Genomic DNA, 21,829 nt, shown 5'->3' with positions numbered 1-21,829 from the left:
ATCAATATTTGACGAAAGTATTAGTTATCCAACTAATGCAATCTTTTTGAAATTAATAAAACCAGAGAGAGTGTGACCCTTGTCACTCCTGCCCTGCTTTCTAAGCGCTAGATTAGCGCTGCAATAAAACACATAAAATACCCTACAGGAAATACTATGCCTTCATTACTATTACAGTCACTGTTTCCGCTCGTCTTTATAATGTTACTTGGATGGCTAAGTGGAAAGCTGGGATATTCCCGGCGTGAAGATGCAAACGTTATGGCAACCGTGGTGATTCGTTTCGCCCTTCCTTTCCATCTTTTTATAGGCGCATTGCATACCGACCCGAATAAAATTAAGAACCTGACCTTTATGGCCGTTTTAGTTGTCGGTTTAATGGGGTCGTATTTACTGACGCTATTTATTTCACGCTACGTTTTTCGCCACGATATCAAAACCAGCGCCATTCAGTCTCTGGTTTGCGCCTTTCCCGATATGGCCTACTTTGGCGCACCGGTCCTGGCGGTCTTGATTGGGCCGGAAGGATTTATCGGCGTGCTGATTGGCAATATTATTACCAGCGTTATCATGATCCCTCTGACTATCGTCCTGATTCGTATGGGTGATAAAAACGGTCAAGATGGCCTGGAGGCGCTGCACCCGGGCGCGATGATCGTACAAAACCTCATCAAGGCGGCGCGCAATCCTATCGTCTGGATCCCGGTCTCCGGCGTATTGCTCAGTCTGGCAGGCGTGCAAATTCCTTCTATTCTCAGCATGCCTATTGAGATGGTTGGAAAGGTTTCAGGCGGGCTGTCCCTGTTTGCCCTCGGCCTGTTGTTTTACGGTGAACGTCCAAAACTGAACGTGCAGACGTTTACCAACATCAGTATTAAAAACCTTATTCAGCCGGCAATGATGGCCGCCGCGGGGATCGCCTTTGGCCTGAGCCATACCTTACTGCAGCAGGTCGTCATTATTGGCGCAACGCCTTCCGCGATTGCCGCGGGGATGTTTGCCTTACGCAGCGATACCTATATTGATACCGCATCCTCTTCCATATTAATTGGCACTGCCGTCGGGGTCGTGACCGAAGGCATTATGATCTATTTTATTTCTTAATCTGCTTTATATAAAAAATTCAGGAGTTAACCATGTCCCGGAAAGAAGTTCTGTACACCCCCTATAACGGGGCCGTATTGCTGGAAAACCCGCTGTTAAATAAAGGGCTCGCATTTATTAAAGAAGAGCGTGACAATTTTAATCTGCACGGGTTATTGCCGCACAACGTTGAAACCATTGAAGAACAAACCGAGCGCGCCTGGGTGCAGTTCTGCCATTTTAAAAGCGATATTTCGCGTCATGTTTACCTGCGAAATATTCAGGACACCAATGAAACGCTCTTTTATAACCTCCTGCGTTCGCATCTCAAAGAGACGTTACCGATTATCTATACCCCGACGGTCGGTGAAGCCTGCGAGCATTTCTCCACGATTTATCGACGCGCGCGCGGCCTGTTTATTTCATGGCCGAATCGCCATCGTATTGATGAAATGCTGCAAAGCTTTTCGCGCAACGACGTTCGCGTGATTGTGGTGACGGACGGGGAACGTATTTTAGGGCTTGGCGATCAGGGTATCGGCGGAATGGGTATCCCAATTGGTAAGCTGTCGCTGTATACCGCCTGCGGAGGGATCCATCCGGCCTCTACCCTGCCGATTATGCTGGATGTCGGCACCAATAATCAGCAGCACCTCGACGACCCGATGTATATGGGCTGGCGCCACCCGCGCATCAGCGACGACCAGTACGCTGAGTTTATGGATATGTTTGTCAGCACCGTTAAAGCGCGCTGGCCCAATGTGCTCCTGCAATTTGAGGACTTTGCGCAGAAAAACGCCACCAGGCTGCTTCAGCGCTACCGCGACCAGCTGTGCTGCTTCAATGATGATATCCAGGGCACGGCCGCCGTGACCGCCGGTACGCTGATGGCGGCGGCCCATGCCGCGGGCACGCGCATTCGCGACCAGCGCGTGGTATTCCTGGGCAGCGGCTCTGCCGGATGCGGAATAGCTGAAAAAATTGTGGCGCTAATGGTGGATGACGGCCTGGCCGAGCCGGAAGCGCGCAGCCGGATCTTTATGGTCGATCGCTTCGGCCTGCTGACCGACGACATGACCAACCTGCTCGATTTCCAGAAAAACCTGCTTACCGCGCGCGACGCCGTATGCAGCTGGCAGGTTGACGCGAAGAACATGTCCCTGCTGGACGTGGTGAAGAACGCGCATCCCACGGTGATGATCGGCGTTTCGGGCCAGCCGGGGCTGTTCAGCGAAGAGATTGTCAAAGAGATGCATCGCCACTGTCCGCGCCCGATCATCATGCCGCTCTCGAACCCGACCTCGCGGGCGGAAGCCCAGCCGCAGGATCTTATCGCCTGGACCCAGGGTGCCGCGCTGGTGGCCACCGGCAGCCCGTTCGCCCCGGTATTCTGGGAGAATGAACACTACGAGATCGCCCAGTGTAACAACGCCTATATTTTCCCGGGCCTGGGGCTGGGCGTGCTGGCCTGTAACGCGCGCCGGGTGACGGAAGAGATGCTGATGGCAGCAAGCCGCAGCCTGGCCGCGCAGTCTCCGCTGGTCACCACGGAAAAAGGCGGATTGCTGCCGCCGGTAGATCAGATTGAAACGGTTTCACGCCAGATTGCCGTTGCCGTCGCCCGGGCCGCGATTGAACAGGGCGTGGCTCCGGCGATAGATGATGAGACGCTGATGGCGCGTATTGAGAAGACCTGGTGGCAGGCGGACTATGCGCCGTACCGCAGGTCTGCGCTGTAAGCCTCGATCCAGCCCTCACTGCACGGTGAGGGCTGGATTGCTGCCTTAGTGCTGGACGCCCGACCGGTCGGAAAGATCGGCGGCGGACAGGATATCAGCCCGTGGTGCCACGCTCTTGCGGCGGGCATACCGGTCAGGCTGACCTTCAGGACGCGTTTTGAAGCGCCGGTGCAGCCACATATACTGTTCTGGCGCCACCCGTACCGCCTGCTCAATCGCCCTGTTCATCTGCGTCGCAACAGATTCTTTATCGCCCCCCTGCAGCGACTCGCTGATATCCTCCAGAATAATCAGTTCGTAGCCGGTACCGTCCGCCCGGCGGCGCGGCACAAAGGGAATGACGGCAGGCTTAGCGCTTTTGACCAGCATATAGCTTCCAGCGGTCGTGGCGGCATCCGCAACCGCAAAGAACGGCACAAAGACGCTATTGGTTTTGCCATAGTCATGGTCCGGGGCGTACCACAAAATTTCATTCTGCTTCAGCGAGCGGATCATGCCCTTTAAATCATGACGATCGAGCATGGTTTTATTGGAGCGCAGGCGCCCGCGCGTCTGAAGCCAGTCCAGCAGCGCGTTATTATTCGGACGATACACCCCAATGCCGGGGTTGAGCATGCCAAAGATCCGCGCGCCCAGCTCAAGGGTGAGAAAATGCATGCCAACGAGCACCACGCCATTTCCCTTTGCCCGCGCCTTTTCCATGTGCTCATAACCCGTCACGGTAAAGCATTTCTTCACCCGCCACGCAGGCCAGAACCATGCCATCCCGGTTTCGATTACCCCCATTCCTACCGATTCAAAATTACGCTGCAGCAGTGACTCTCGCTCCGCCTTTTTCATCTCCGGAAAACAGAGTTCCAGGTTGCGGCGGGCAATCTCAACGCGGCGCGGAAGCAGGCGCATCGCCAGCCGTCCAAGACTGTGGCCGATTCGGAACAGCAGCGGATAAGGGAGCAGCATGATGAGCCACAGCGCGGCGATGCCAGCCCAGCTTAGCCAGTAACGAGGGTGAAGAAAGGCGAGTGAAAAACGGGGTAATTTTGTCATGAGAAAATTATCCTTTAGCGTGTCTGTCCTTAACTGATTCTGTTTGAGATCTTTCCTAAGGATTGATGGGCTGTCAGCCAGAAACGTAAAGTGTAACGGATAAGATAAAACGCATTTTTATCGATTTTTGCGAAAAAGCGGGAAGACGAGGCGGGGAAAAACCGGGGAGAAGAGTTCCCCCCGGCAATTGCGCTTACATTGAATAGCCTGGCTTTTTGATTAATTCGTCCAGCTTCGGTCCTATTTCGGTATCCCAGACCTGCGCTTTCCAGTCCTCCTGGTTCACCTGATTCAACGCAACGGACACCGAGCTGTCTTTGCTGTTGAAATGGCGAATAATGACCTCAGCAATATCCTCGGCCAGTGCGGTTTTTTGTTCGTCGTTCAAATCGCGGGGAAAACATTTGATATCTACGTGTGGCATATGCAGGCTTCCAGTTGTGAGTCAGGGCTCCACGTTATCAGATAATACCGTTGGCCTTTAACACCTTGTGCAGTTCCGGCAGCTGACATACGGTGTCCGCAATAGCCGTAAACCTCAGCGTATTGGTTGCAAACCAGTCATGGCGTGGCCCCCAGGTGCGCGCCACCGCGATATACACGTCCAGCAGCGACAGCCGTTCCCCCAGCGCAAACGGGGCGGCCTTGAGCTGAGTTTCGAACCACAAATAGAGGGACTTCCGGTATTCGATGCAGTTTTTCTGCAGCTGTTCAGGCGCATCCGGCGCCCAGCGTTCGGGATAGTCCGCATACGTAAACGTGGGATAGACGTTGGCCACAAACCAGATCAGCAAGCGCTGAAACTGCTGGCGTTCGGCCTGCCCCACGGGCGGCGCGAGATCGGGACATCTGTCGAGCACCATCAGGGCAATCGCCGCCGTTTCGGTCATGATGGCGCCATTTTCCAGCTCCAGCGTGGGCACCTGACACAGCGGGTTAAGCTTTTGCAGCAGCTCACGCTGCGGACCGGGCTGGTCAAACCCGTCCACGTTGATAAATTGATAAGGGATATCGGCCAGGGTTAGCATCACTTCACCGATTGCCGAGCCCCAGCCGGGTACGCCATAGAGTTTAATCATGTTGCCCCCTGCGGGATGAAAACCCTAAGTGTAGAGCACCATTAGTAGGTTATCCCAGGCGGGTTGACCTCCGACTGCGCCACCGCTTCGCCCTGCTCGCCCCAGCGCGCCAGCACCTTCTGGTAATCACCCCGCTTAATCGCGCCGTCCAGCGCGGCCTGCAGCGCGTACACCAGCTCATTGCCTTTTTTGGTGGTGGTCGCGACATAGGCTTTTTTCGGCCCTAAACCGACCACGCGGGTTTTGCCCGTGAGCGCCGCTTTGTAGGCTGAAACCGACTGAGGGCCAAAGAACACATCCGCCCTGCCGGACTGAATATAGAGATTGCCCGAGGCATCGTCGTGGAGATAGACCGGCAGCGCAGGCGCCCTTCCCGCCTTTTTGTTCTCTTCGTTCCAGCCTAGCAGAATGCGCTCCTGATTCGTACCGGAGCCGACGATCACCTTTTTCCCGGCCAGATCTTCCGCGCTTTTGATTGACTGAATCTCGCTGGTGGATTTCACCGAAAACGCCAGCGAATCGACGCGGTAGGTCGCAAAATCAAACTTCTCTTTACGCTGTTCGGTCACCGCAATGTTCACCAGCGCCACGTCGTAGCGCCCGGAGGCGATCCCGAGCGGCCAGTCTTCCCACGCCGTCGGCACCAGCTTCAGCTTTAGCCCCAGGCTGCCCGCCAGCAGGCGGGCGATATCCGGGTCGCTGCCGATGCGCGTGCGGTTATCGCTGGCCAGCAGCGCCAGCGGCGGAGAATTCAGCGCCGAAACGGCAACCGTCAGCGTACCCGGCTCAACGAATTTGTAATTGGCGGGGATCTTCGCCACGGCCTGCCTATCCACCGTCACCGGCAGCGGCTGCTCGTTGGCTTTCAAATCAATGCTGGCGTGGCTCGCCGTCGTGAAGACCAGCCCCGCCAGAAGTCCATATTTCATTGGCACTCCTTACAAGACTTTGGAGAGAAACTGGCGCGTTCGCGCATGTGACGGACGGTTTAATACCTCGTCACTGCTTCCCTGCTCGACGATTTTTCCGTCGACCATAAACACCACCTGATCCGCCACTTCCCGGGCAAAGCCGATCTCGTGGGTCACTACCACCAGCGTGGTGCCGGACCGGGCCAGCTTTTTGATCACGTCTAACACTTCCCCCACCAGCTCCGGATCGAGCGCCGAGGTGGGCTCATCAAACAGCATCACGCGGGGACGCAGCGCCAGCGCGCGGGCAATGGCAATACGCTGCTGCTGCCCGCCGGAGAGATGACGAGACCAGGCATCGGCTTTATCCCGCAGCCCGACCACGTCCAGCAGGCTGTACGCCCTTTCCACTGCCTCTTTTTTGCTGAGCTTTTTATGCGCGATGGGCGCCTCAATCAGGTTTTCCAGCACCGTGAGGTGGGGAAAGAGATTGAAGTTCTGAAACACGTAGCCCACGTTGACGCGCTGCTTGAGGATCTCCTTCTCCTTCAGCTCATACAGCCTGTCGCCCTCACGGCGATAGCCGATGTAGTCTCCGTCGATCTGAATAAAACCTTCATCGACGCGCTCCAGGTGGTTAATGGTGCGCAGCAGCGTCGATTTGCCGGAGCCGGACGGCCCGAGGATCACCGTCACGGACCCGGGCGGGATCTCAAGCGAAACGTTGTCGAGCGCCTTATGGCGACCGAAATACTTGCTGACGCCGGTAATCGAAATATGTCCTTCAGGAGAGGCTTGCATGGACGGGCTCCTGTGCTGGCGTGGTGGTGACAGAACGGGTGCGACGGACAGCACGGTTCTGGTTAACGGCAGAGCGGCGTTCGCTGCGGGCAAGCGCGCGCTCGACGCCATACTGGATAGCGGACAGGACGGTGGTGATCGCCAGATACCATGCGGCACCGACCATCAGCAGCGGGATCACCTCCTGCGTGCGGTTGTAGATCATCTGGATGGTATAGAACAGCTCCGGCATCGCCAGGACGTATACCATCGCCGTACCCTTGGCGAGGCTGATGATTTCATTGAACCCCGACGGCAGAATGGTGCGCAGCGCCTGAGGCAAAATGATGCGCACCGTGCGTCGCCAGGCCGGCAGACCGAGCGCGGCGGCGGCCTCATACTGGCCGTGATCGACCCCGAGGAATCCGCCGCGAACGATCTCGGCGGTATAGGCGCTCTGCACCAGGGTGAGCCCCACCACGGCGGTAGAAAACTGACCCAGCACGTTGATGGTTTCAAAGCTGCCCCAGGTGATGCCGGTGAACGGCACGCCGAGCGAGAGCGTGTCGTAGAGATAGGAGAAGTTGTAGAGAATGATCAGCACCACGATCAGCGGCAGCGACCGAAACAGCCAGATGTAGGCCCACGCCAGGCTGCTCAGCAGCCAGGATGAAGAGAGTCTCGCCAGCGCCAGCATGCCGCCAAGCACCACGCTCAGCGCGGTGCCGATCAGCGTCAGCAGCAGGGTCTGCCCGACACCTTCGAGGATCACCGGGTCAAAGAACCAGCGGGCAAACACCGTCCACTCCCAGCGCGGGTTAAAGGCCACGGACTGAATCACGACCGCCAGGACAAACAGCGCCACCGCGGCGCCGACGGCCCGCAGCGGATAACGCGCCGGGACCACCTTAATGGTTTCAACGTTGCTCATCGTCGTTCCTCATGCGGTTTTACTGAACGCTTCGCGTACCAGCGTTTTGGTGAAGCGCAGCCGACCATCAAACGGCGGCTGGCTGTACTCTTCCGGATCGCGGTTCAGATCGAACTGCGCCTGATAGCCCTGGCTGAGATAGAGCCTGACCGCTTCCGGCTGGCGAAAACCGGTTGTCAGGTAAATTTGGCTGTATCCTGCCAGCACCGCCCTGCGCTCAAGCTCCTGCACCACGCGCCCGGCAAGCCCCTGCTGACGCAGGGTTTTGTCCGTCCAGATGCGTTTGATTTCCGCGGTGCGTTCGTCGAAAGGTTTGTACGCGCCGGTGGCGATAATCTTCCCGTCGCGCTCCAGTACGATAAACAGCCCCTGCGGCGCTAAATACCACTCTGTAAGCTCAACTTCCGCGTCTTTGGAGAAGTAGTCCCCGTAGCGGGCGGCATATTCACCGAACAGCCCTTCGATAATGGGCTGAAGCTCGGCGTCTTCCGGTGAAACATCACGAAATCGTTCGCTCATCACGCCTCCTTAATCGCCCAGGCCAGCCGGGTTCACTTCTGACTGAGGAATACGCTCAACGCCTTCCCCCCAGCGGTTCAGCACTTTGTCGTAGTCGCCGTTTTTGATCACGCCGTTCAGCGCGGTTTGCACCGGCTCAACCAGCCCGCTGCCTTTCTTCAGCGTAACCGCAATGTGCGCCGCCTTCGGCCAGCCGCCGTCGACGCTACCCACCAGTTTGGTTTTCCCGTTCAGCGCCGCTTTCCAGGCGCCAATCACGTTCGGGCCAAAGTAGGCATCCGCGCGCCCGGACTGCAGGGCCAGCGTTTGTGCCGCATCGTCTTTGGTGTAGATCGGGGTAAAGGGCTTCAGCCCCTTCTTGAGGTTTTCGGCATTCCAGGCCAGGAGGATGGCCTCCTGGTTGGTGCCGGAGCCGACGATAATCCGCAGCCCGGCGATGTCCTCAGCCTTTTGCAACGACTTGATCGGGCTGGTTGATTTCACGTAGAACCCGAGGGAATCTTTGCGGTAGGTGGCAAAGTCAAACTTCTCTTTACGCTCTTTGGTGACGGTGATGTTGCTGATGGCCGCGTCATATTTTCCGGAAGCCACGCCCAGCGGCCAGTCTTCCCAGGAGGTTGGCACCACGTTTAGCTCCAGCCCGAGGCTGTCAGCGACCAGACGGGCGACGTCAACCTCGCTTCCCAGCAGCGTTTTGTTGTCGTCGGAAAACACCGTCAGCGGCGGTTGATTGAGGCCCGCCACCGCCACGGTAAATTTCCCCGGCACGGCAAAGCGATAATCTTTCGGCAGCTGTGCCACCGCCTCGCTGTTTTTGACGGTATTAACCGGCGTTTTATTGGCCTCGATGCTCACGCCGGTGCCGTTAATATTCACATTCTCTGCCCAGACGGCAGGGGTAAAGGCCAGCGCGAGCGCCAGAATAAGCGTTGTTTTCTGCATAGCGGGGTTCTCTTTTATTGTTGTGTGTATTGGTTTTTAGGTTCGTCTAAGCCGAGGCTTTCGCGCAGCGTGGTGCCCGGGTAGTCGGTACGGAACAGGCCGCGCGCCTGTAAAACGGGCACCACCTGGTCAACAAAGCGCGGGAAGGTGTCCGGCGTGCCGCCCTGAATGATGAAGCCGTCTGCGGCATAGCCTTCAAACCAGGCCTGCAGACCGTCGGCCACCTCTTCCGGCGTACCGGAAAAGCGCGGTCGCGGCGAGGCGGCTTCCAGCGCCACCTGACGCAGGGTTAAGCTGCGCTCGCGGGCATTACGCTTAATTTCATCAGTGGTGCTGCGGAAGCTGTTTTTGCCTAAGTCGCCGATATCCGGGAACGGTTCGTCGAGCGGGTACTGGCTGAAATCGTGATGTTCGAAATAGCGTCCGAGGTAGTTGAGGGCATCGTTAATCGACACCAGCGCCGCCGTGGTTTGATACTGGTTTTCCACGTCATCGGCGTCTTTACCCACAATCACGCTGACGCCCTGGAAAATATGTAAATCTGACGCGCGGCGTCCGTTACTTTCCAGCTGCTGCTTCACGTCGCGATAAAACGCTTTTGCCTCATCGAGGGTCTCGTGATGGGTAAAAATGGCATCGGCATGTTTCGCCGCCAGCTTTTTCCCGTCGTCCGACGCGCCTGCCTGAAAGACAATCGGCCGCCCCTGCGGCGTTCGACCAATATTCAGAGGACCGGCGACCTGGAAGAAATCACCGTGGTGGTCCAGGGTATGCAATTTTGCCGGGTCAAAAAACTGACCGCTCTCTTTGTTGCGCACAAAGGCGTCGCCTTCCCAGGAATCCCACAGCCCTTTCACCACGTCGAGATATTCATCCGCAATGCGATAGCGCAGAGCGTGCTCGGGATGTTTTTCACGGGAAAAGTTCTTCGCTGACCCTTCCAGCGGCGAAGTCACCACGTTCCAGCCCGCGCGTCCGTTGCTGAGGTGGTCGAGGCTGGCGAACTGGCGCGCCGTAGTGAAAGGCTCGCTGTAGGAGGTGGATAAGGTTCCTACCAGCCCCAGGCGCGAGGTGATGCTGGCGAGAGCGGATAACACCGTCAGCGGTTCAAAGCGGTTTAAAAAATGCGGGATCGATTTCTCGTTGATATAGAGACCGTCGGCAACGAATAAAAAATCGAGTTTGCCCTCCTCCGCCTTTAACGCCGTCGCTTTGACGAAATCAAAATTGATGCTGGCATCGGCGACGGCCTCAGGGTGACGCCAGGCGGACATATTTCCCGATGCACCATGCAAAATGGTCCCGAGCCGCAGTTGACGATGTGCAGACATATTCACCTCTCCAGAATTAAACGTGTTGCAGGGCTTTTTCCGCAAGCTGTGCAAAATAGCGGGCAGCGGGCTCAATTAATGCCTCATCCGGGTTGAATGCCGGATGATGTAAACCATACGGGCTGTTGCTGCCGATGCTGACAAACGCCCCCGGGATCTGCTGCAGATAGACCGCGAAATCTTCCCCGCCCATATGCAGCTCGGCGTGCCGGGTTTCGTAGCCTGCTTCTCTGGCGACCGAGGTGGCGAAATCGGCCCAGCGCTCGTCGTTCACCAGCGCGGTGGGCCCGGCATACCAGGTAATGTCAATCTGCGCGCTGAAGGCGCTGGCAAACCCGGCGGCGATTTCGCCCACGCGGGCTTTCACGTTCTGCTGTACTTCCGTGCGATGGGTGCGCAGCGTGCCTTCCAGCTCGACGCTTTCCGGCAGCACGTTCCAGGTGTTACCGCCTGCAATGCGCGTCACGCTCAGCACCACCGAGTCCAGCGTATTGACGTTGCGGCTGGCGACGCTTTGCAGCGCCGTCACCAGCTGGCTCGCCAGCACGATGGCGTCATTACCTTCGTGCGGACGTGCGGCGTGCGCGCCCTTACCGGTAATGCGGATCACGAAGCGATCGACGTTGGCATAAAACGGCCCGCCGCGGGTAGCGAACTCACCGACCGGCAGGCCGGGCTCGTTGTGCATGCCGAAGATGGCGCTGACGTCACGCAGGGCACCGGCCCGCACCATGCTCTTCGCACCGCCAAAGTTCTCTTCGGCAGGCTGAAACAGGATCCGCACCCGGCCGTTAAGCGAGGCTTCCCGCTCTTTCAGCTTTAACGCGGCGCCGAGGATCACGCTGGTGTGGATATCGTGTCCGCAGGCATGCATTACGCCTGCACGCTGGGAGCTAAACGGCACGCCGCTGCGCTCTTCAATCGGCAGGGCGTCGATATCCGCGCGCAGCGCAATCAGTTTGTTGCCCGAGCCGATTTCCGCCACCAGCCCGGTCGACAGGTCGTAAGGCTGCGGGGTAATCCCGGCATTCGTCAGCCACTGGCGCAGACGCGTTGTGGTCTCCACTTCCTGGCCGGAGAGCTCCGGGTTCTGGTGCAGCTCGCGGCGCCAGGCAATCAGCTGTTCGCCAAAGCTCATACGGTGACCTCCTTGTTAAGACGCGCCTCGGCAAGCAGGCGCAGCGACGCGACGCGCGTTGCCCCCTCCGCTACCGGCGTGTCGATGATAAATTCGTCAATGCCCCACTTTTCATGCAGGGCGTTAAGCTGTTCGAGCACCGACTCAGCCGTACCCGCCAGCAGCGACTGCGCCCGACGTGCAATGCGCACCGGCTCGCTGCCCGCCTGGCGCGCAAAGGCGTAGGCCTGCTCTTCGCTTGCCACGGTGACACGCTGGCCGTTTGCCAGCTCAACGCCCCACACTTCGACCTTCTGCGCCAGGGCTTCCGCCTCGGCCTGCGTCGGCGCAACAATCGCCTGTACCGCCACAATCACGTCCCGTGCGCTGTGCTTACGCCAGGTCGAAACCACCTCGCGCAGCAGGTCCGGGTCACCGTTCAGATGCGCGGCAAAGACAAAGTGCCAGCCGAGCCCGGCGGCCAGCAGCGCGCTATCGATACTCGCGCCCAGCAGGAAACCCTCGGCAGGCAGCGGCGGCAGCGGCGTGGCGCGAACGGCCTCTTCATGAGACTGATGCTCAGGACGGATCCAGCGATCGAGCTGGGCCAGCTGTTCGGCGAAGCTGCCCTTTTCCTGTTGATTCAGCCCCTGCTGCAGCGCGCGGGTTGAGAGCGGCAGCCCGCCGGGGGCTTTTCCGACGCCGAGATCCACGCGGCCGGGCGCCAGCGCCGCCAGCACGTTGAAATTCTCGGCGACTTTATAAGGGCTGTAGTGCTGGAGCATCACGCCGCCGGATCCGACGCGGATGCGCGTGGTTTGCCCGAGAATCCAGGCAATCAGCAGCTCCGGCGAGGGGCTGGCAAGGTGGGGAGTGTTGTGGTGTTCGGCAATCCAGAAGCGGTGATAGCCCAGATTTTCTGCCTGCTGCGCCAGCGCCAGCGTACGCGCCAGCGCATCGGCAGCCGTTTCGTTTTCAGCGATGGGGCTTTTATCCAGAATGCTGATTCGCCATGACATGTTGCGTTCTCGTTTGACTTAACATGTCGACATTATTAAAGGCGCATTTCACCACTGAGAAACAATTAATTTACATTTAGTTTGCCGGAAATCAGATATATAAAACCATGCTAAGATAAGGCTTTAAGTCGGCAATCAGCGTTTTCCCCTGCCCGCGCCGGGTAATGCGGACGAAGCGAATATGTCCATACTGCGGGTTTTGCAGATCGGCTTCATAACGCGCGCGGTTGTTACGCCAGGTTTTCATCGTCCAGATGAGAATGGACTCTCTGCTGAAGAACGCGCGCCGGAAACTCTCTTTGTTCCCGGTGCCGGGCCAGAGCTCGTGCTTATGCCAGGCCCGTTTGATTGCCCTGATGACGGCCTGCCAGAGGGTGCGGGCAAAGCCATAATCGACCCACACCACAACGTCGACATTACGCCATTTCACCGGCCGCGTGCGGTTATAGTTGCCGTCAAGCACCCAGTCTGGCGAAGCCTGTAGCGCCTGCTCCAGCTTTTCCTGAAACACATCGTCCGGCGTTCCCTGCCAGTCAGGTCGCCAGTAGAGTCTGTCCATCTCGATATAGGGAATAGCCAGTTCGGTCGCAATCTGCTTCGCCAGCGTGCTTTTTCCGCTCCCGCTGGTCCCGATGACGTTAATTTTCACCTCAGCCTCACTGTAATAACGAAAACTGACCAAATGATAGCGTTTTCATCCTGTTAACGAAACGCTATTTCAGCATGGCAATTTTTCCAGAGAGACGATCTCCCTCTTTCAGTTTGGGTTATGTCGTTTATTTGCAGCGACTCCAGAATACACCCCTGAAAATATTTTCATTTTTATTACATTCGAGAACATTAGCAGATTAAAAATAATGAACAACGGGTATTTCAGGCAGTCAGAATTTCAGACAGAATATGCAGCAGTTCTTTATATAAAAATAATCACATTAATCTTGCCGGAGCATTTTCCGGGCATTTTTTATTCTTGCACATCATCATGGAGTTACTCATGAGGCGTAACAGTCCCGTTACACAAAACGAGTATTTACTTAACGATGGTTCGACGTTAATGTCGACCACCGATACCAAAAGCCATATTACCTATGCTAATTCCGCTTTTATCGAAGCCAGCGGATATAAAGAAGAACATCTTCTGGGTGAGCCGCATAACCTCATCCGCCATCCCGACATGCCTGCCGAAGCGTTTGGCGACATGTGGTATACCCTGCAGCAGGGTGAGACCTGGACGGGGCTGGTGAAGAACCGTCGTCATAATGGCGACCACTACTGGGTGCGGGCAAACGTGACGCCTGTCTGGCAGGGTGGATCCCTGACGGGGTATATTTCCGTGCGAAATATACCCGCACGGGAAGAGATTGCGGCCAGTGAAAAACTGTATGCAAAAGTGCGTAATAACGAATTAAAACATTACCGCTTTTATAAAGGGTTACTGGTTCGGCGCGGTTTATTTTCGTTTATGTCGCTCTTTAAATGTCTTAGCACCAGTAAACGCATCCATCTGGGTATTGCGACGACGGCGTTACTCTCCTGCCTGGCGGTGTATTTATTCCCTGATAAACTTGTGCAGTCGGGAAGTCTGGCGCTGCTGTTTATTGCCCTGACCTATTATCTTCATGCGCAGATCGCCCGTCCGGTAAAATCTATTGTGCAACAGATGCAGCGCGTGGTTTCAGGACGTAAAACGGACTATTACCATTTTGACAGGATCGACGACATCGGGCTGATGATGCGTCTGGTAAATCAATCAGGCTTGAACCTCAATTCGCTGGTTGACGACGTCGGGGCGCAAATCAGCGGGATTGGCACCATCAGCCAGCAGGTCGCGAAAGAAGGTGCGGCGCTGCAGACGCGTTCAGAAGAGACCGCAGACTTCCTGCAGCAAACCGCGTCGGCGGTGGAAGAGATCGCCAGCGCGGTGGAGCAGACGGCAGAAACCGCGAAAGAAGCCACGGAGATGGCGGATCGCACCCGCGACAGCGCCCACCGCGGTGAAGCGATGATGAAAGAAACCATCGGTATGATGCAATCCGTGTCGCAGGATAACAGCCAGATCGTCGATATTATCAGCGTTATCGATCGTATTGCCTTCCAGACCAACATTCTTGCGCTGAATGCTGCCGTGGAAGCGGCGCGCGCAGGTGAAGCCGGGCGCGGTTTTGCCGTGGTGGCGGCCGAGGTGCGCAATCTTGCGCAGCACTCCGCGACGGCGGCGAAAGAGATCAAAGCGCTGATTGAGAAAAACGTCGCCAGCGTCAACGCTGGCGTGGAGAAGGTAGAACAAACCGAAACGCAGCTGACGGTTATGATCGACAACGTGCTGCGGGTCTCCTCCCTGATTAAGGAGATCGGCCACGCCACGCAGGAGCAAACCCAGGCGCTGACGCTCATCAACGCCTCCATCTCCCGTATCGGCGCAATGACCCACAACAATACGGGGATGGTGGATAACGTCACTCACGCGGCGAATCACCTGACGCAGCGCACCACGCGCCTGCAGCAGGCGATTGCCGTTTTTGGCGGTTAGCCGTTCGGATACTGCTCGTCGGTGACTTTTTCCAGCCATGCAACCGGGCTGCCGTTAACGGATTCGGCGATGGCAATATGCGTCATCGCCGTTTGCGCGCTTGCGCCGTGCCAGTGCTTTACGCCGGGTGGGATCCAGGCGATATCGCCCTGATTCAATATTTCCGCCGCTTTGCCCCACTCCTGTAACCAGCCGCGACCCTGCGTCACAATCAGCGTTTGCCCAAGGGGATGCGTATGCCACGCGGTGCGCGCGCCCGGCTCAAAGGTCACGGTTGCCCCGCCGACGCTGGCAGGTTCGCTCGCCTGAAATGGTGCGTCAATGCGGACGGTGCCGGTGAACCAGGCTTCCGGTCCTTTTGCTGAAGGTAATGATCCGCTGCGGATAATTTTCATCTTATGCTCCTCGTTTACTGTTGCGTTAACAGTAGCGCAAAGCAATCCGGAGCATTAGTGTGCATAATCAGATAGGAAATATGATTGAAATTCATAAATAGAGGCAATCGCGATGCTAAAAGATAATTTCAACGACCTGCTCTCTTTTATGGTAGTCGCCCGCGAGCGCAGCTTTACGCGCGCGGCGGCGCAGCTGGGCGTCTCGCAATCGGCGCTGAGTCATGCCATGCGCAAGCTTGAAGCGCGGCTCGACGTTCGCCTTTTAACCCGCACAACCCGCAGCGTTGTTCCCACCCAAGCGGGTGAGCAGCTCTTTACGCGCTTAAGCCCGCATTTGATGGAGATTGAGCAGGAGCTCACGACGCTTCGCAGCGCACGCAACAAACCCGCAGGTTCTGTTCGCATCGCCGCCGGCGAGCATGCGATGGACGCCGTGCTCTGGCCGGTACTGAAGGCGTTTATGGTGCAGTATCCTGAGATTAACGTCGAAGTGACGGTAGATAACGGCCTGACGGATATCGTGGATGGCCGTTTCGACGCGGGAGTACGCCTGGGTGAACAGGTGGCAAAAGATATGATTGCGGTACGGATAGCGCCGGATATGCGCATGGCCGTGGTCGGTTCCATGGATTATCTGGCTCGCTTTGGCGTGCCGCAGACGCCGGAGCAGCTTGCTGAACACCGCTGCATCAACATGCGCCTGCCCACGCGCGGCGGACTGTATCACTGGGAATTTGAACGCGACGGGCGCGAGCTTCGCGTTCGGGTTGAGGGGCAGCTTACGCTGAGCAGCCTGTCGCAGCGCATCGACGCCGCTGAGAATGGCCTCGGATTAGCCTACGTGCCGGAGGCGTCGGTTCTGGGGGCGCTTAATCACGGACGGCTCGTCAGGGTCCTTGAATCGTGGTGCCCTACTTTCGAGGGGTATCACCTTTATTATCCGAGCCGTCGCCAGCACACTACCGCTTTCAGGTTACTGTTAGATGCTCTCCAGCAGTCAAAATCTTGACCACCTGGTAATAATTAAGAAAATCTGATGATTAAATAATCAACCCGCCAAATGTTTTGTCTAAAAACTCACCATGATTCAGCGTGTTGTGATCGCCGTCTGCTCTGACCACACGATTTCCTTCGACGCGCATCACTTTCGGCACGGTTATATTTTGCGTCGCTTATGAATTGCAGGTAGGATGCCTCGCCATGTTTCGCCTTATCCATACGCAGAATGACTGGGAAGGCGACATGTGTTTGCGCAGAAGCAATCGTTTGTATTGCGCTCTGCCAGGCAGGACTATCACGATAATGGTTCAGACAGGCAAACAGGTAACTCAATGAAAACAAGCAATAAAAGCGCAGCCGATCATCATGCTGCTAAACGTCGCTGGTTGAACTCCCACGAAGAGGGCTACCACAAAGCGATGGGCAACCGTCAGGTTCAAATGATCGCCATCGGCGGCGCTATCGGAACGGGGCTGTTTTTAGGTGCGGGTGCGCGTCTGCAAATGGCTGGCCCGGCTCTCGCCCTGGTCTATCTGGTGTGCGGGATCTTCTCTTTCTTCATTCTACGTGCGCTGGGCGAACTGGTACTGCATCGCCCTTCCAGCGGAAGCTTCGTCTCTTACGCCCGTGAATTCCTCGGTGAAAAAGCGGCCTACGTTGCGGGCTGGATGTACTTCGTCAACTGGGCGATGACCGGTATTGTCGATATCACCGCCGTTGCGCTGTATATGCACTACTGGGGCGCGTTTGGCGATGTGCCGCAGTGGGTCTTTGCGCTTGGCGCGCTGGCGATTGTCGGCACCATGAACATGATCGGCGTGAAGTGGTTCGCGGAGATGGAGTTCTGGTTTGCGCTGGTAAAAGTGCTGGCCATCGTGGTGTTCCTGGTCGTGGGTACCGTCTTCCTCGGCAGCGGCAAGCCGCTGGACGGCAATGCCACCGGCTTCCATCTGATAACCGATAACGGCGGATTCTTCCCACACGGTCTGCTGCCTGCGCTGGTTCTGGTTCAGGGCGTGGTGTTCGCCTTCGCCTCTATCGAACTGGTGGGCACCGCAGCAGGTGAATGTAAAGATCCGCAGACCATGGTGCCAAAAGCCATTAACAGCGTGATCTGGCGTATCGGTCTGTTCTACGTCGGTTCCGTGGTGCTGCTGGTTCTGCTGCTCCCGTGGACTGCCTATCAGGCAGGTCAGAGTCCGTTTGTGACCTTCTTCTCTAAGCTCGGCGTGCCTTACGTTGGCAGCATCATGAACATCGTGGTCCTGACGGCGGCGCTCTCCAGCCTGAACTCCGGTCTTTATTCTACCGGTCGTATCCTGCGCTCCATGTCGATGGGCGGTTCTGCGCCGAAGTTCATGTCGAAGATGAGCAAGCAGCAGGTTCCCTATGCGGGGATTCTGGCAACGCTGGTGGTTTACGTCTTTGGCGTGTTCCTGAACTATCTGGTGCCGTCCCGCGTATTTGAGATCGTTCTGAACGTGGCTGCACTGGGGATTATCGCCTCCTGGGCCTTCATCGTGGTCTGCCAGATGCGTCTGCGCAAAGCGATCAAAGAAGGCAAAGCGGCTGATGTGAGCTTCAAGATGCCGGGCGCACCGGTGACCTCCTGGCTCACCCTGCTGTTCCTGTTCAGCGTGCTGGTGCTGATGGCGTTTGACTACCCGAACGGTACTTACACCATTGCGACCATTCCGCTGCTGGCGGTACTGCTGATTGCCGGCTGGTTTGGCGTGCGTAAGCGCGTTCACGAGATCCACAGCACCGCGCCGGTTCATCACGACGATGAAAAACACGACGCACCGCTGGTGGAAGAAACCTCGCGTTAAGCGTCCGTAAGCATCAAAAAGGGAAGGCAAATGCCTTCCCTTTTTTATTTACAGCGCGATACGAATGACGTCGTCAGGCTGGGTGGCTTCCTGCTGGCGAGTCGATTTTTGTTTCACCGTCACGTACAGGGTTTTGCCATCCGCAGAGAGCGCCAGGCTGTTCGGGTAGACCGGCGTGTCGAAGGTTTTTGTGACCTTATACGTTTTCGCGTCGATCACGCTCACCTTGCCGGCTTCACGGTGCGTCACATAGGCTTCATTGCGGGCCGGGTTAAACAGGACCGCCAGTGATTCCGGCGCGGCGATTTTCTCAATCACGCTACCGTCTTTCAGGCTCACCACCAGCACTTCCGGCTGTTTTGAATCGGTCAGGAACGCGCGCTGGCCGGCGGTATCGAGGCTGAGGTTCAGGTAGAAGTGCTCTTTACCGTCATCCTGCACCTTTTTGCGGCTCAGGATTTTATTGGTGGCCGTATCTATGGTTACCAGCTCGCCGTCCGCATTCGTGGTATAGAGGCGTTTCGCCTGCGCATCCAGCGCCAGACCGGTGCTGTACGTACCGGTATTGGCAATGGTCTCTTTCAGCTTCAGCGTGGCGCCATCCACCACCCAAATCACGCTCTCTTTGCCGACGCCGGTGATGTAAATCGTGTTGCTCGCGTCATCCGCCACCAGCTGGCGCGGCTGCAGCGGTTTCACGGTTTCACTGCGCTGGCGATTATCAAGCACCAGACGCCCTTTCACGTCGCCCGTTTTCGCATCGATGGCCGTCACAGCGCCGTTGATGGTGTTGCCAAACCACAGGGTTTGCGTCGCGCCGTCGAGCGTGGCGCCAAAGGGTTTGAGATCGCTATGAATCGCCTGCGTCACGTCCAGCGTGACCGGGTCAAGTCGATAGATAACTCCGCCCTTATCGGTTTTGCGGCTTTGCGAGGTCGCCACCCACAGCGCATTCTCCTGCTGGCTGACCGCCATTTCATACGCCCCTTTGCCCACCGCTTTACGCAGCACCTCTTCGGCGGCATGCACCTGGAACGTCCCGGCAAGCAGTAAAGTGGCAGACAGCAGTGACAGGCTCAGACTCGGCGAGCACAGATGACGTAAAGACATAACAATTCCTTTTCTGAAAAGAGGGGTTTGGGCTGACATCACTTCCGGCAGGCAACGTCATGGCATTGCCTTTTGATAATGAGAATAGTAATCATTAATGAACTGAATGTGGAGTTTTTCTTTCGCGCTTCGCCTTTCATTAACGCAATGTGCGGTTATAGTTTTCAAAACATTTACAAAACCTTTAACATGTATGGACATGTTCCATTTGGTTCGTTTATACACCACAACCGGTTTTATTCATGAAAATCATTTCTGCCCGTAAGGCTTCTCTCCCGCTGCTGCTGGTTCCCGTTATTTTCGCGCCGCTAACCGCAATGAGCGCGGAGGAACAGACCATGATCGTCAGCGCCACGCCGCAAACCGTATCGGAACTGGATACCCCGGCCGCGGTCAGCGTCGTCAATGGCGATGACATGCGCCACGCCGCGCCGCGCATCAACCTGTCTGAATCTCTTGGCAGCGTCCCGGGACTGCAAATTCAGAACCGCCAGAACTATGCCCAGGATCTCCAGCTTTCAATGCGTGGGTTTGGTGCCCGCTCAACGTTTGGCGTGCGCGGTATCCGTATGTATGTCGACGGTATCCCTGCCACCATGCCGGACGGACAGGGCCAGACCTCTAACATCGATCTCTCCAGCGTGGAGAGCGTTGAAGTGCTGCGCGGCCCCTTCTCTGCCCTGTACGGCAACGCCTCCGGCGGCGTGATTAACATCAACACCCAGACCGGTCAGCAGCCGCCGACCATTGAAGCCAGCAGCTATTACGGCAGCTACGGTACCTGGCGCTACGGCATGAAAGCCACCGGCGCGATGGGTGACGGCACCCACGCGGGCGATGTGGATTACACCATTTCCACCACCCGCTTCACCACCAAAGGCTACCGCGACCACAGCGGCGCGCGCAAAAACCTCGCTAACGCCAAACTGGGCGTGCGCATTGACGACGTCAGCAAGCTGACGCTGATTTTTAACAGCGTGGACATGAAGGCCAACGATCCGGGCGGGCTGAGCTATCAGGAGTGGCAGAACAATCCGCGTCAGTCTCCGCGCGGCGATCAGTACAACACCCGCAAGACCATCAAGCAGACCCAGGCCGGCCTGCGCTACGATCGTCAGCTCAGCACCCAGGACGATCTCAGCGTGATGATGTACGCCGGCGAGCGTGAAATGACGCAGTACCAGTCGATTCCGTATCAGCCGCAGCTGAAAGCCTCCCACTCCGGCGGCGTGATTGATATGCAGCGACACTATCAGGGCGTGGATACCCGCTGGACACACCGTGGCGAGCTGCTGGTGCCGGTGACCTTTACCACCGGTCTGAACTACGAAAACCTGAGCGAAGACCGTCGCGGATACGAAAACTTCGTGATGAACAACGGCGTGCCGGATTACGGCGTGAAGGGTGACAAGCGTCGAAACGAACGTAACCTGATGTGGAACGTTGACCCTTACCTGCAAACCAGCTGGCAGCTGACGCAGAAACTGTCGGTGGATGCGGGGGTGCGCTACAGCTCGGTCTGGTTTGATTCCAACGACCATTACGTTACGCCGGGCAACGGCGATGACAGCGGTGACGCGAGCTATCACAAGTGGCTCCCGGCCGGTTCCGTGAAGTATGCGGTGACGGACGCATGGAACCTCTACGCTGCCGCAGGTCGTGGATTCGAAACGCCGACCATCAACGAGCTTTCCTATCGCGCCGATAACCAGGGCGGCCTGAACATCGGCCTGCAGCCGTCCACCAACAACACGTATGAAGTGGGCAGCAAAACCCGCATCGGCAATGGCCTGCTGACCGCGGCGCTGTTCCGCACCGATACGGATGATGAGATCGTGGTGGATGCCAGCTCTGGCGGGCGTACCAGCTATAAAAATGCCGGTAAAACCCGTCGTCAGGGGGTGGAAGTCTCCCTCGACCAGCAGTTTGCCGAGAACTGGAAGCTGAAGATGGCGTGGACTTACCTGGATGCCACCTACCGGACTAACGTCTGCAGCGACGCAGACTGTAACGGTAACCGGATGCCGGGCATTGCCCGCAACATGGGTTACGCCTCGTTTGGCTGGCAGCCGGAGGAAGGCTGGTACGCGGGCTCTGACGTGCGCTACATGAGCGATATCATGGCCGACGACGAGAATACGGCGAAAGCGCCGTCGTATACGGTGGTCGGGCTGAACACCGGGTATAAATTCAACTACGGCAGTTGGGGCATGGACGTCTTTGGCCGCGTCGATAACCTGTTCGATAAAGAGTACGCGGGCTCGGTTATTGTCAACGAGTCTAACGGTCGTTATTACGAGCCTGCACCAGGCCGTAACTACGGGGTCGGGCTGTCGGTCTCTTATCGCTTCGAGTAAGCGATAAGAAAAGTTTATTTAATTAATGAAATAACGCTCCTGATGGCAATAAACCATCAGGAGTTATTCACCAGATAAATAATTAGGGGCGAAATATAGTCGCTCTGCTAA

18 protein-coding genes and 1 pseudogene are annotated in these 21,829 nt (G+C 56.9%); 6 read left to right on the top strand and 13 right to left on the bottom strand.

All coding sequences use genetic code 11. From position 1 onward, the window contains the following. The first annotated feature begins 156 nt into the window (after positions 1-156). On the top strand, positions 157-1,104 hold the full coding sequence (locus tag HCH49_RS04995) for an AEC family transporter (RefSeq protein ID WP_023311961.1): 948 nt from the start codon (positions 157-159) through the stop codon (positions 1,102-1,104). 32 nt (positions 1,105-1,136) lie between these two features. Next, positions 1,137-2,822, top strand: coding sequence for an NAD-dependent malic enzyme (locus HCH49_RS04990; protein WP_221702290.1), 1,686 nt, complete (start codon positions 1,137-1,139; stop codon positions 2,820-2,822). A gap of 45 nt (positions 2,823-2,867) precedes the next feature. Here the strand turns inward: HCH49_RS04990 and HCH49_RS04985 are convergent, their stop codons facing one another. The 11 genes and pseudogenes from HCH49_RS04985 to HCH49_RS04930 form a co-directional block, all read right to left on the bottom strand. Continuing rightward, entirely contained in the window at positions 2,868-3,869 is a 1,002-nt protein-coding gene (locus HCH49_RS04985; protein WP_221702289.1) for a Kdo(2)-lipid IV(A) acyltransferase, read from the bottom strand. 193 nt (positions 3,870-4,062) lie between these two features. Beyond that, complete coding sequence (gene pptA, locus HCH49_RS04980; protein WP_023335848.1) at positions 4,063-4,293, bottom strand: tautomerase PptA; 231 nt, start codon at positions 4,291-4,293, stop codon at positions 4,063-4,065. A 37-nt stretch (positions 4,294-4,330) separates the two neighbouring features. Then, positions 4,331-4,948, bottom strand: coding sequence for a glutathione S-transferase family protein (locus tag HCH49_RS04975; protein ID WP_167818610.1), 618 nt, complete (start codon positions 4,946-4,948; stop codon positions 4,331-4,333). Between the two features lie 41 nt (positions 4,949-4,989). Continuing rightward, positions 4,990-5,877: an ABC transporter substrate-binding protein gene (locus HCH49_RS04970; protein WP_023311966.1), complete on the bottom strand. Its 888-nt coding sequence runs from the start codon at positions 5,875-5,877 to the stop codon at positions 4,990-4,992. Between the two features lie 9 nt (positions 5,878-5,886). Continuing rightward, positions 5,887-6,660, bottom strand: coding sequence for an amino acid ABC transporter ATP-binding protein (locus HCH49_RS04965; protein WP_033145669.1), 774 nt, complete (start codon positions 6,658-6,660; stop codon positions 5,887-5,889). Continuing rightward, positions 6,644-7,570: an amino acid ABC transporter permease gene (locus HCH49_RS04960; RefSeq protein WP_087822655.1), complete on the bottom strand. Its 927-nt coding sequence runs from the start codon at positions 7,568-7,570 to the stop codon at positions 6,644-6,646. The genes HCH49_RS04965 and HCH49_RS04960 overlap by 17 nt, the downstream gene beginning before the upstream one ends. Positions 7,571-7,579: 9 nt before the next feature. Next, complete coding sequence (locus HCH49_RS04955; RefSeq protein ID WP_032656866.1) at positions 7,580-8,089, bottom strand: GNAT family N-acetyltransferase; 510 nt, start codon at positions 8,087-8,089, stop codon at positions 7,580-7,582. A gap of 9 nt (positions 8,090-8,098) precedes the next feature. Next, positions 8,099-10,362 (bottom strand): annotated as a pseudogene (locus tag HCH49_RS22195) (NtaA/DmoA family FMN-dependent monooxygenase). Between the two features lie 16 nt (positions 10,363-10,378). Next, the gene (locus HCH49_RS04940) at positions 10,379-11,500 is read right to left on the bottom strand and encodes a M20 peptidase aminoacylase family protein (RefSeq protein ID WP_039262859.1); all 1,122 of its coding nucleotides are present in this window, start codon (positions 11,498-11,500) and stop codon (positions 10,379-10,381) included. Then, positions 11,497-12,498, bottom strand: coding sequence for an LLM class flavin-dependent oxidoreductase (locus tag HCH49_RS04935; protein WP_221702288.1), 1,002 nt, complete (start codon positions 12,496-12,498; stop codon positions 11,497-11,499). Before HCH49_RS04935 ends, HCH49_RS04940 begins: the two co-directional genes overlap by 4 nt. A 91-nt stretch (positions 12,499-12,589) precedes the next feature. Further along, complete coding sequence (locus tag HCH49_RS04930; RefSeq protein ID WP_221702287.1) at positions 12,590-13,147, bottom strand: AAA family ATPase; 558 nt, start codon at positions 13,145-13,147, stop codon at positions 12,590-12,592. Positions 13,148-13,492: 345 nt separating this feature from the next. Here HCH49_RS04930 and HCH49_RS04925 point away from each other — a divergent pair, with 345 nt between their 5' ends. Then, the gene (locus HCH49_RS04925) at positions 13,493-15,028 is read left to right on the top strand and encodes a methyl-accepting chemotaxis protein (protein ID WP_039262861.1); all 1,536 of its coding nucleotides are present in this window, start codon (positions 13,493-13,495) and stop codon (positions 15,026-15,028) included. Here the strand turns inward: HCH49_RS04925 and HCH49_RS04920 are convergent. Beyond that, positions 15,025-15,423, bottom strand: coding sequence for a cupin domain-containing protein (locus tag HCH49_RS04920; protein ID WP_023311976.1), 399 nt, complete (start codon positions 15,421-15,423; stop codon positions 15,025-15,027). The two genes, HCH49_RS04925 and HCH49_RS04920, sit on opposite strands and share 4 nt — an antisense overlap. A gap of 112 nt (positions 15,424-15,535) precedes the next feature. Between HCH49_RS04920 and HCH49_RS04915 the strand changes: the two genes are divergently transcribed. Continuing rightward, positions 15,536-16,432: a LysR family transcriptional regulator gene (locus HCH49_RS04915; protein WP_221702286.1), complete on the top strand. Its 897-nt coding sequence runs from the start codon at positions 15,536-15,538 to the stop codon at positions 16,430-16,432. A 322-nt stretch (positions 16,433-16,754) separates the two neighbouring features. Next, positions 16,755-18,251, top strand: a complete 1,497-nt coding sequence (ansP, locus tag HCH49_RS04910) for an L-asparagine permease (RefSeq protein ID WP_023311978.1) — start codon at positions 16,755-16,757, stop codon at positions 18,249-18,251. Positions 18,252-18,299: 48 nt separating this feature from the next. Here the strand turns inward: ansP and HCH49_RS04905 are convergent, their stop codons facing one another. After that, on the bottom strand, positions 18,300-19,361 hold the full coding sequence (locus tag HCH49_RS04905) for a YncE family protein (RefSeq protein WP_047060969.1): 1,062 nt from the start codon (positions 19,359-19,361) through the stop codon (positions 18,300-18,302). 242 nt (positions 19,362-19,603) lie between these two features. Between HCH49_RS04905 and pqqU the strand changes: the two genes are divergently transcribed. After that, positions 19,604-21,718 (top strand): TonB-dependent receptor PqqU, encoded by a 2,115-nt coding sequence (pqqU, locus tag HCH49_RS04900; RefSeq protein WP_047060970.1) that lies wholly within the window; start codon positions 19,604-19,606, stop codon positions 21,716-21,718. Positions 21,719-21,829: the final 111 nt, after the last annotated feature.

This window comes from Enterobacter sp. Y17, assembly GCF_019730495.1.
GTDB classification, from domain to species: domain Bacteria; phylum Pseudomonadota; class Gammaproteobacteria; order Enterobacterales; family Enterobacteriaceae; genus Enterobacter; species Enterobacter asburiae_B.
This window is presented reverse-complemented; position numbering and strand designations above follow the sequence as displayed.

What these genes read in the sequence shown, in the direction of transcription:
- HCH49_RS04940 (WP_039262859.1), bottom strand. Translation starts at nt 11,500, where the DNA reads ATGAGCTTTGGCGAACAGCTGATTGCCTGGCGCCGCGAGCTGCACCAG.
- HCH49_RS04990 (WP_221702290.1), top strand. Translation starts at nt 1,137, where the DNA reads ATGTCCCGGAAAGAAGTTCTGTACACCCCCTATAACGGGGCCGTATTG.
- HCH49_RS04915 (WP_221702286.1), top strand. Translation starts at nt 15,536, where the DNA reads ATGCTAAAAGATAATTTCAACGACCTGCTCTCTTTTATGGTAGTCGCC.
- HCH49_RS04920 (WP_023311976.1), bottom strand. Translation starts at nt 15,423, where the DNA reads ATGAAAATTATCCGCAGCGGATCATTACCTTCAGCAAAAGGACCGGAA.
- HCH49_RS04905 (WP_047060969.1), bottom strand. Translation starts at nt 19,361, where the DNA reads ATGTCTTTACGTCATCTGTGCTCGCCGAGTCTGAGCCTGTCACTGCTG.
- HCH49_RS04985 (WP_221702289.1), bottom strand. Translation starts at nt 3,869, where the DNA reads ATGACAAAATTACCCCGTTTTTCACTCGCCTTTCTTCACCCTCGTTAC.
- pptA (WP_023335848.1), bottom strand. Translation starts at nt 4,293, where the DNA reads ATGCCACACGTAGATATCAAATGTTTTCCCCGCGATTTGAACGACGAA.
- HCH49_RS04935 (WP_221702288.1), bottom strand. Translation starts at nt 12,498, where the DNA reads ATGTCATGGCGAATCAGCATTCTGGATAAAAGCCCCATCGCTGAAAAC.
- HCH49_RS04975 (WP_167818610.1), bottom strand. Translation starts at nt 4,948, where the DNA reads ATGATTAAACTCTATGGCGTACCCGGCTGGGGCTCGGCAATCGGTGAA.
- HCH49_RS04970 (WP_023311966.1), bottom strand. Translation starts at nt 5,877, where the DNA reads ATGAAATATGGACTTCTGGCGGGGCTGGTCTTCACGACGGCGAGCCAC.
- HCH49_RS04955 (WP_032656866.1), bottom strand. Translation starts at nt 8,089, where the DNA reads ATGAGCGAACGATTTCGTGATGTTTCACCGGAAGACGCCGAGCTTCAG.
- ansP (WP_023311978.1), top strand. Translation starts at nt 16,755, where the DNA reads ATGAAAACAAGCAATAAAAGCGCAGCCGATCATCATGCTGCTAAACGT.
- HCH49_RS04960 (WP_087822655.1), bottom strand. Translation starts at nt 7,570, where the DNA reads ATGAGCAACGTTGAAACCATTAAGGTGGTCCCGGCGCGTTATCCGCTG.
- HCH49_RS04995 (WP_023311961.1), top strand. Translation starts at nt 157, where the DNA reads ATGCCTTCATTACTATTACAGTCACTGTTTCCGCTCGTCTTTATAATG.
- HCH49_RS04925 (WP_039262861.1), top strand. Translation starts at nt 13,493, where the DNA reads ATGAGGCGTAACAGTCCCGTTACACAAAACGAGTATTTACTTAACGAT.
- HCH49_RS04965 (WP_033145669.1), bottom strand. Translation starts at nt 6,660, where the DNA reads ATGCAAGCCTCTCCTGAAGGACATATTTCGATTACCGGCGTCAGCAAG.
- pqqU (WP_047060970.1), top strand. Translation starts at nt 19,604, where the DNA reads ATGAAAATCATTTCTGCCCGTAAGGCTTCTCTCCCGCTGCTGCTGGTT.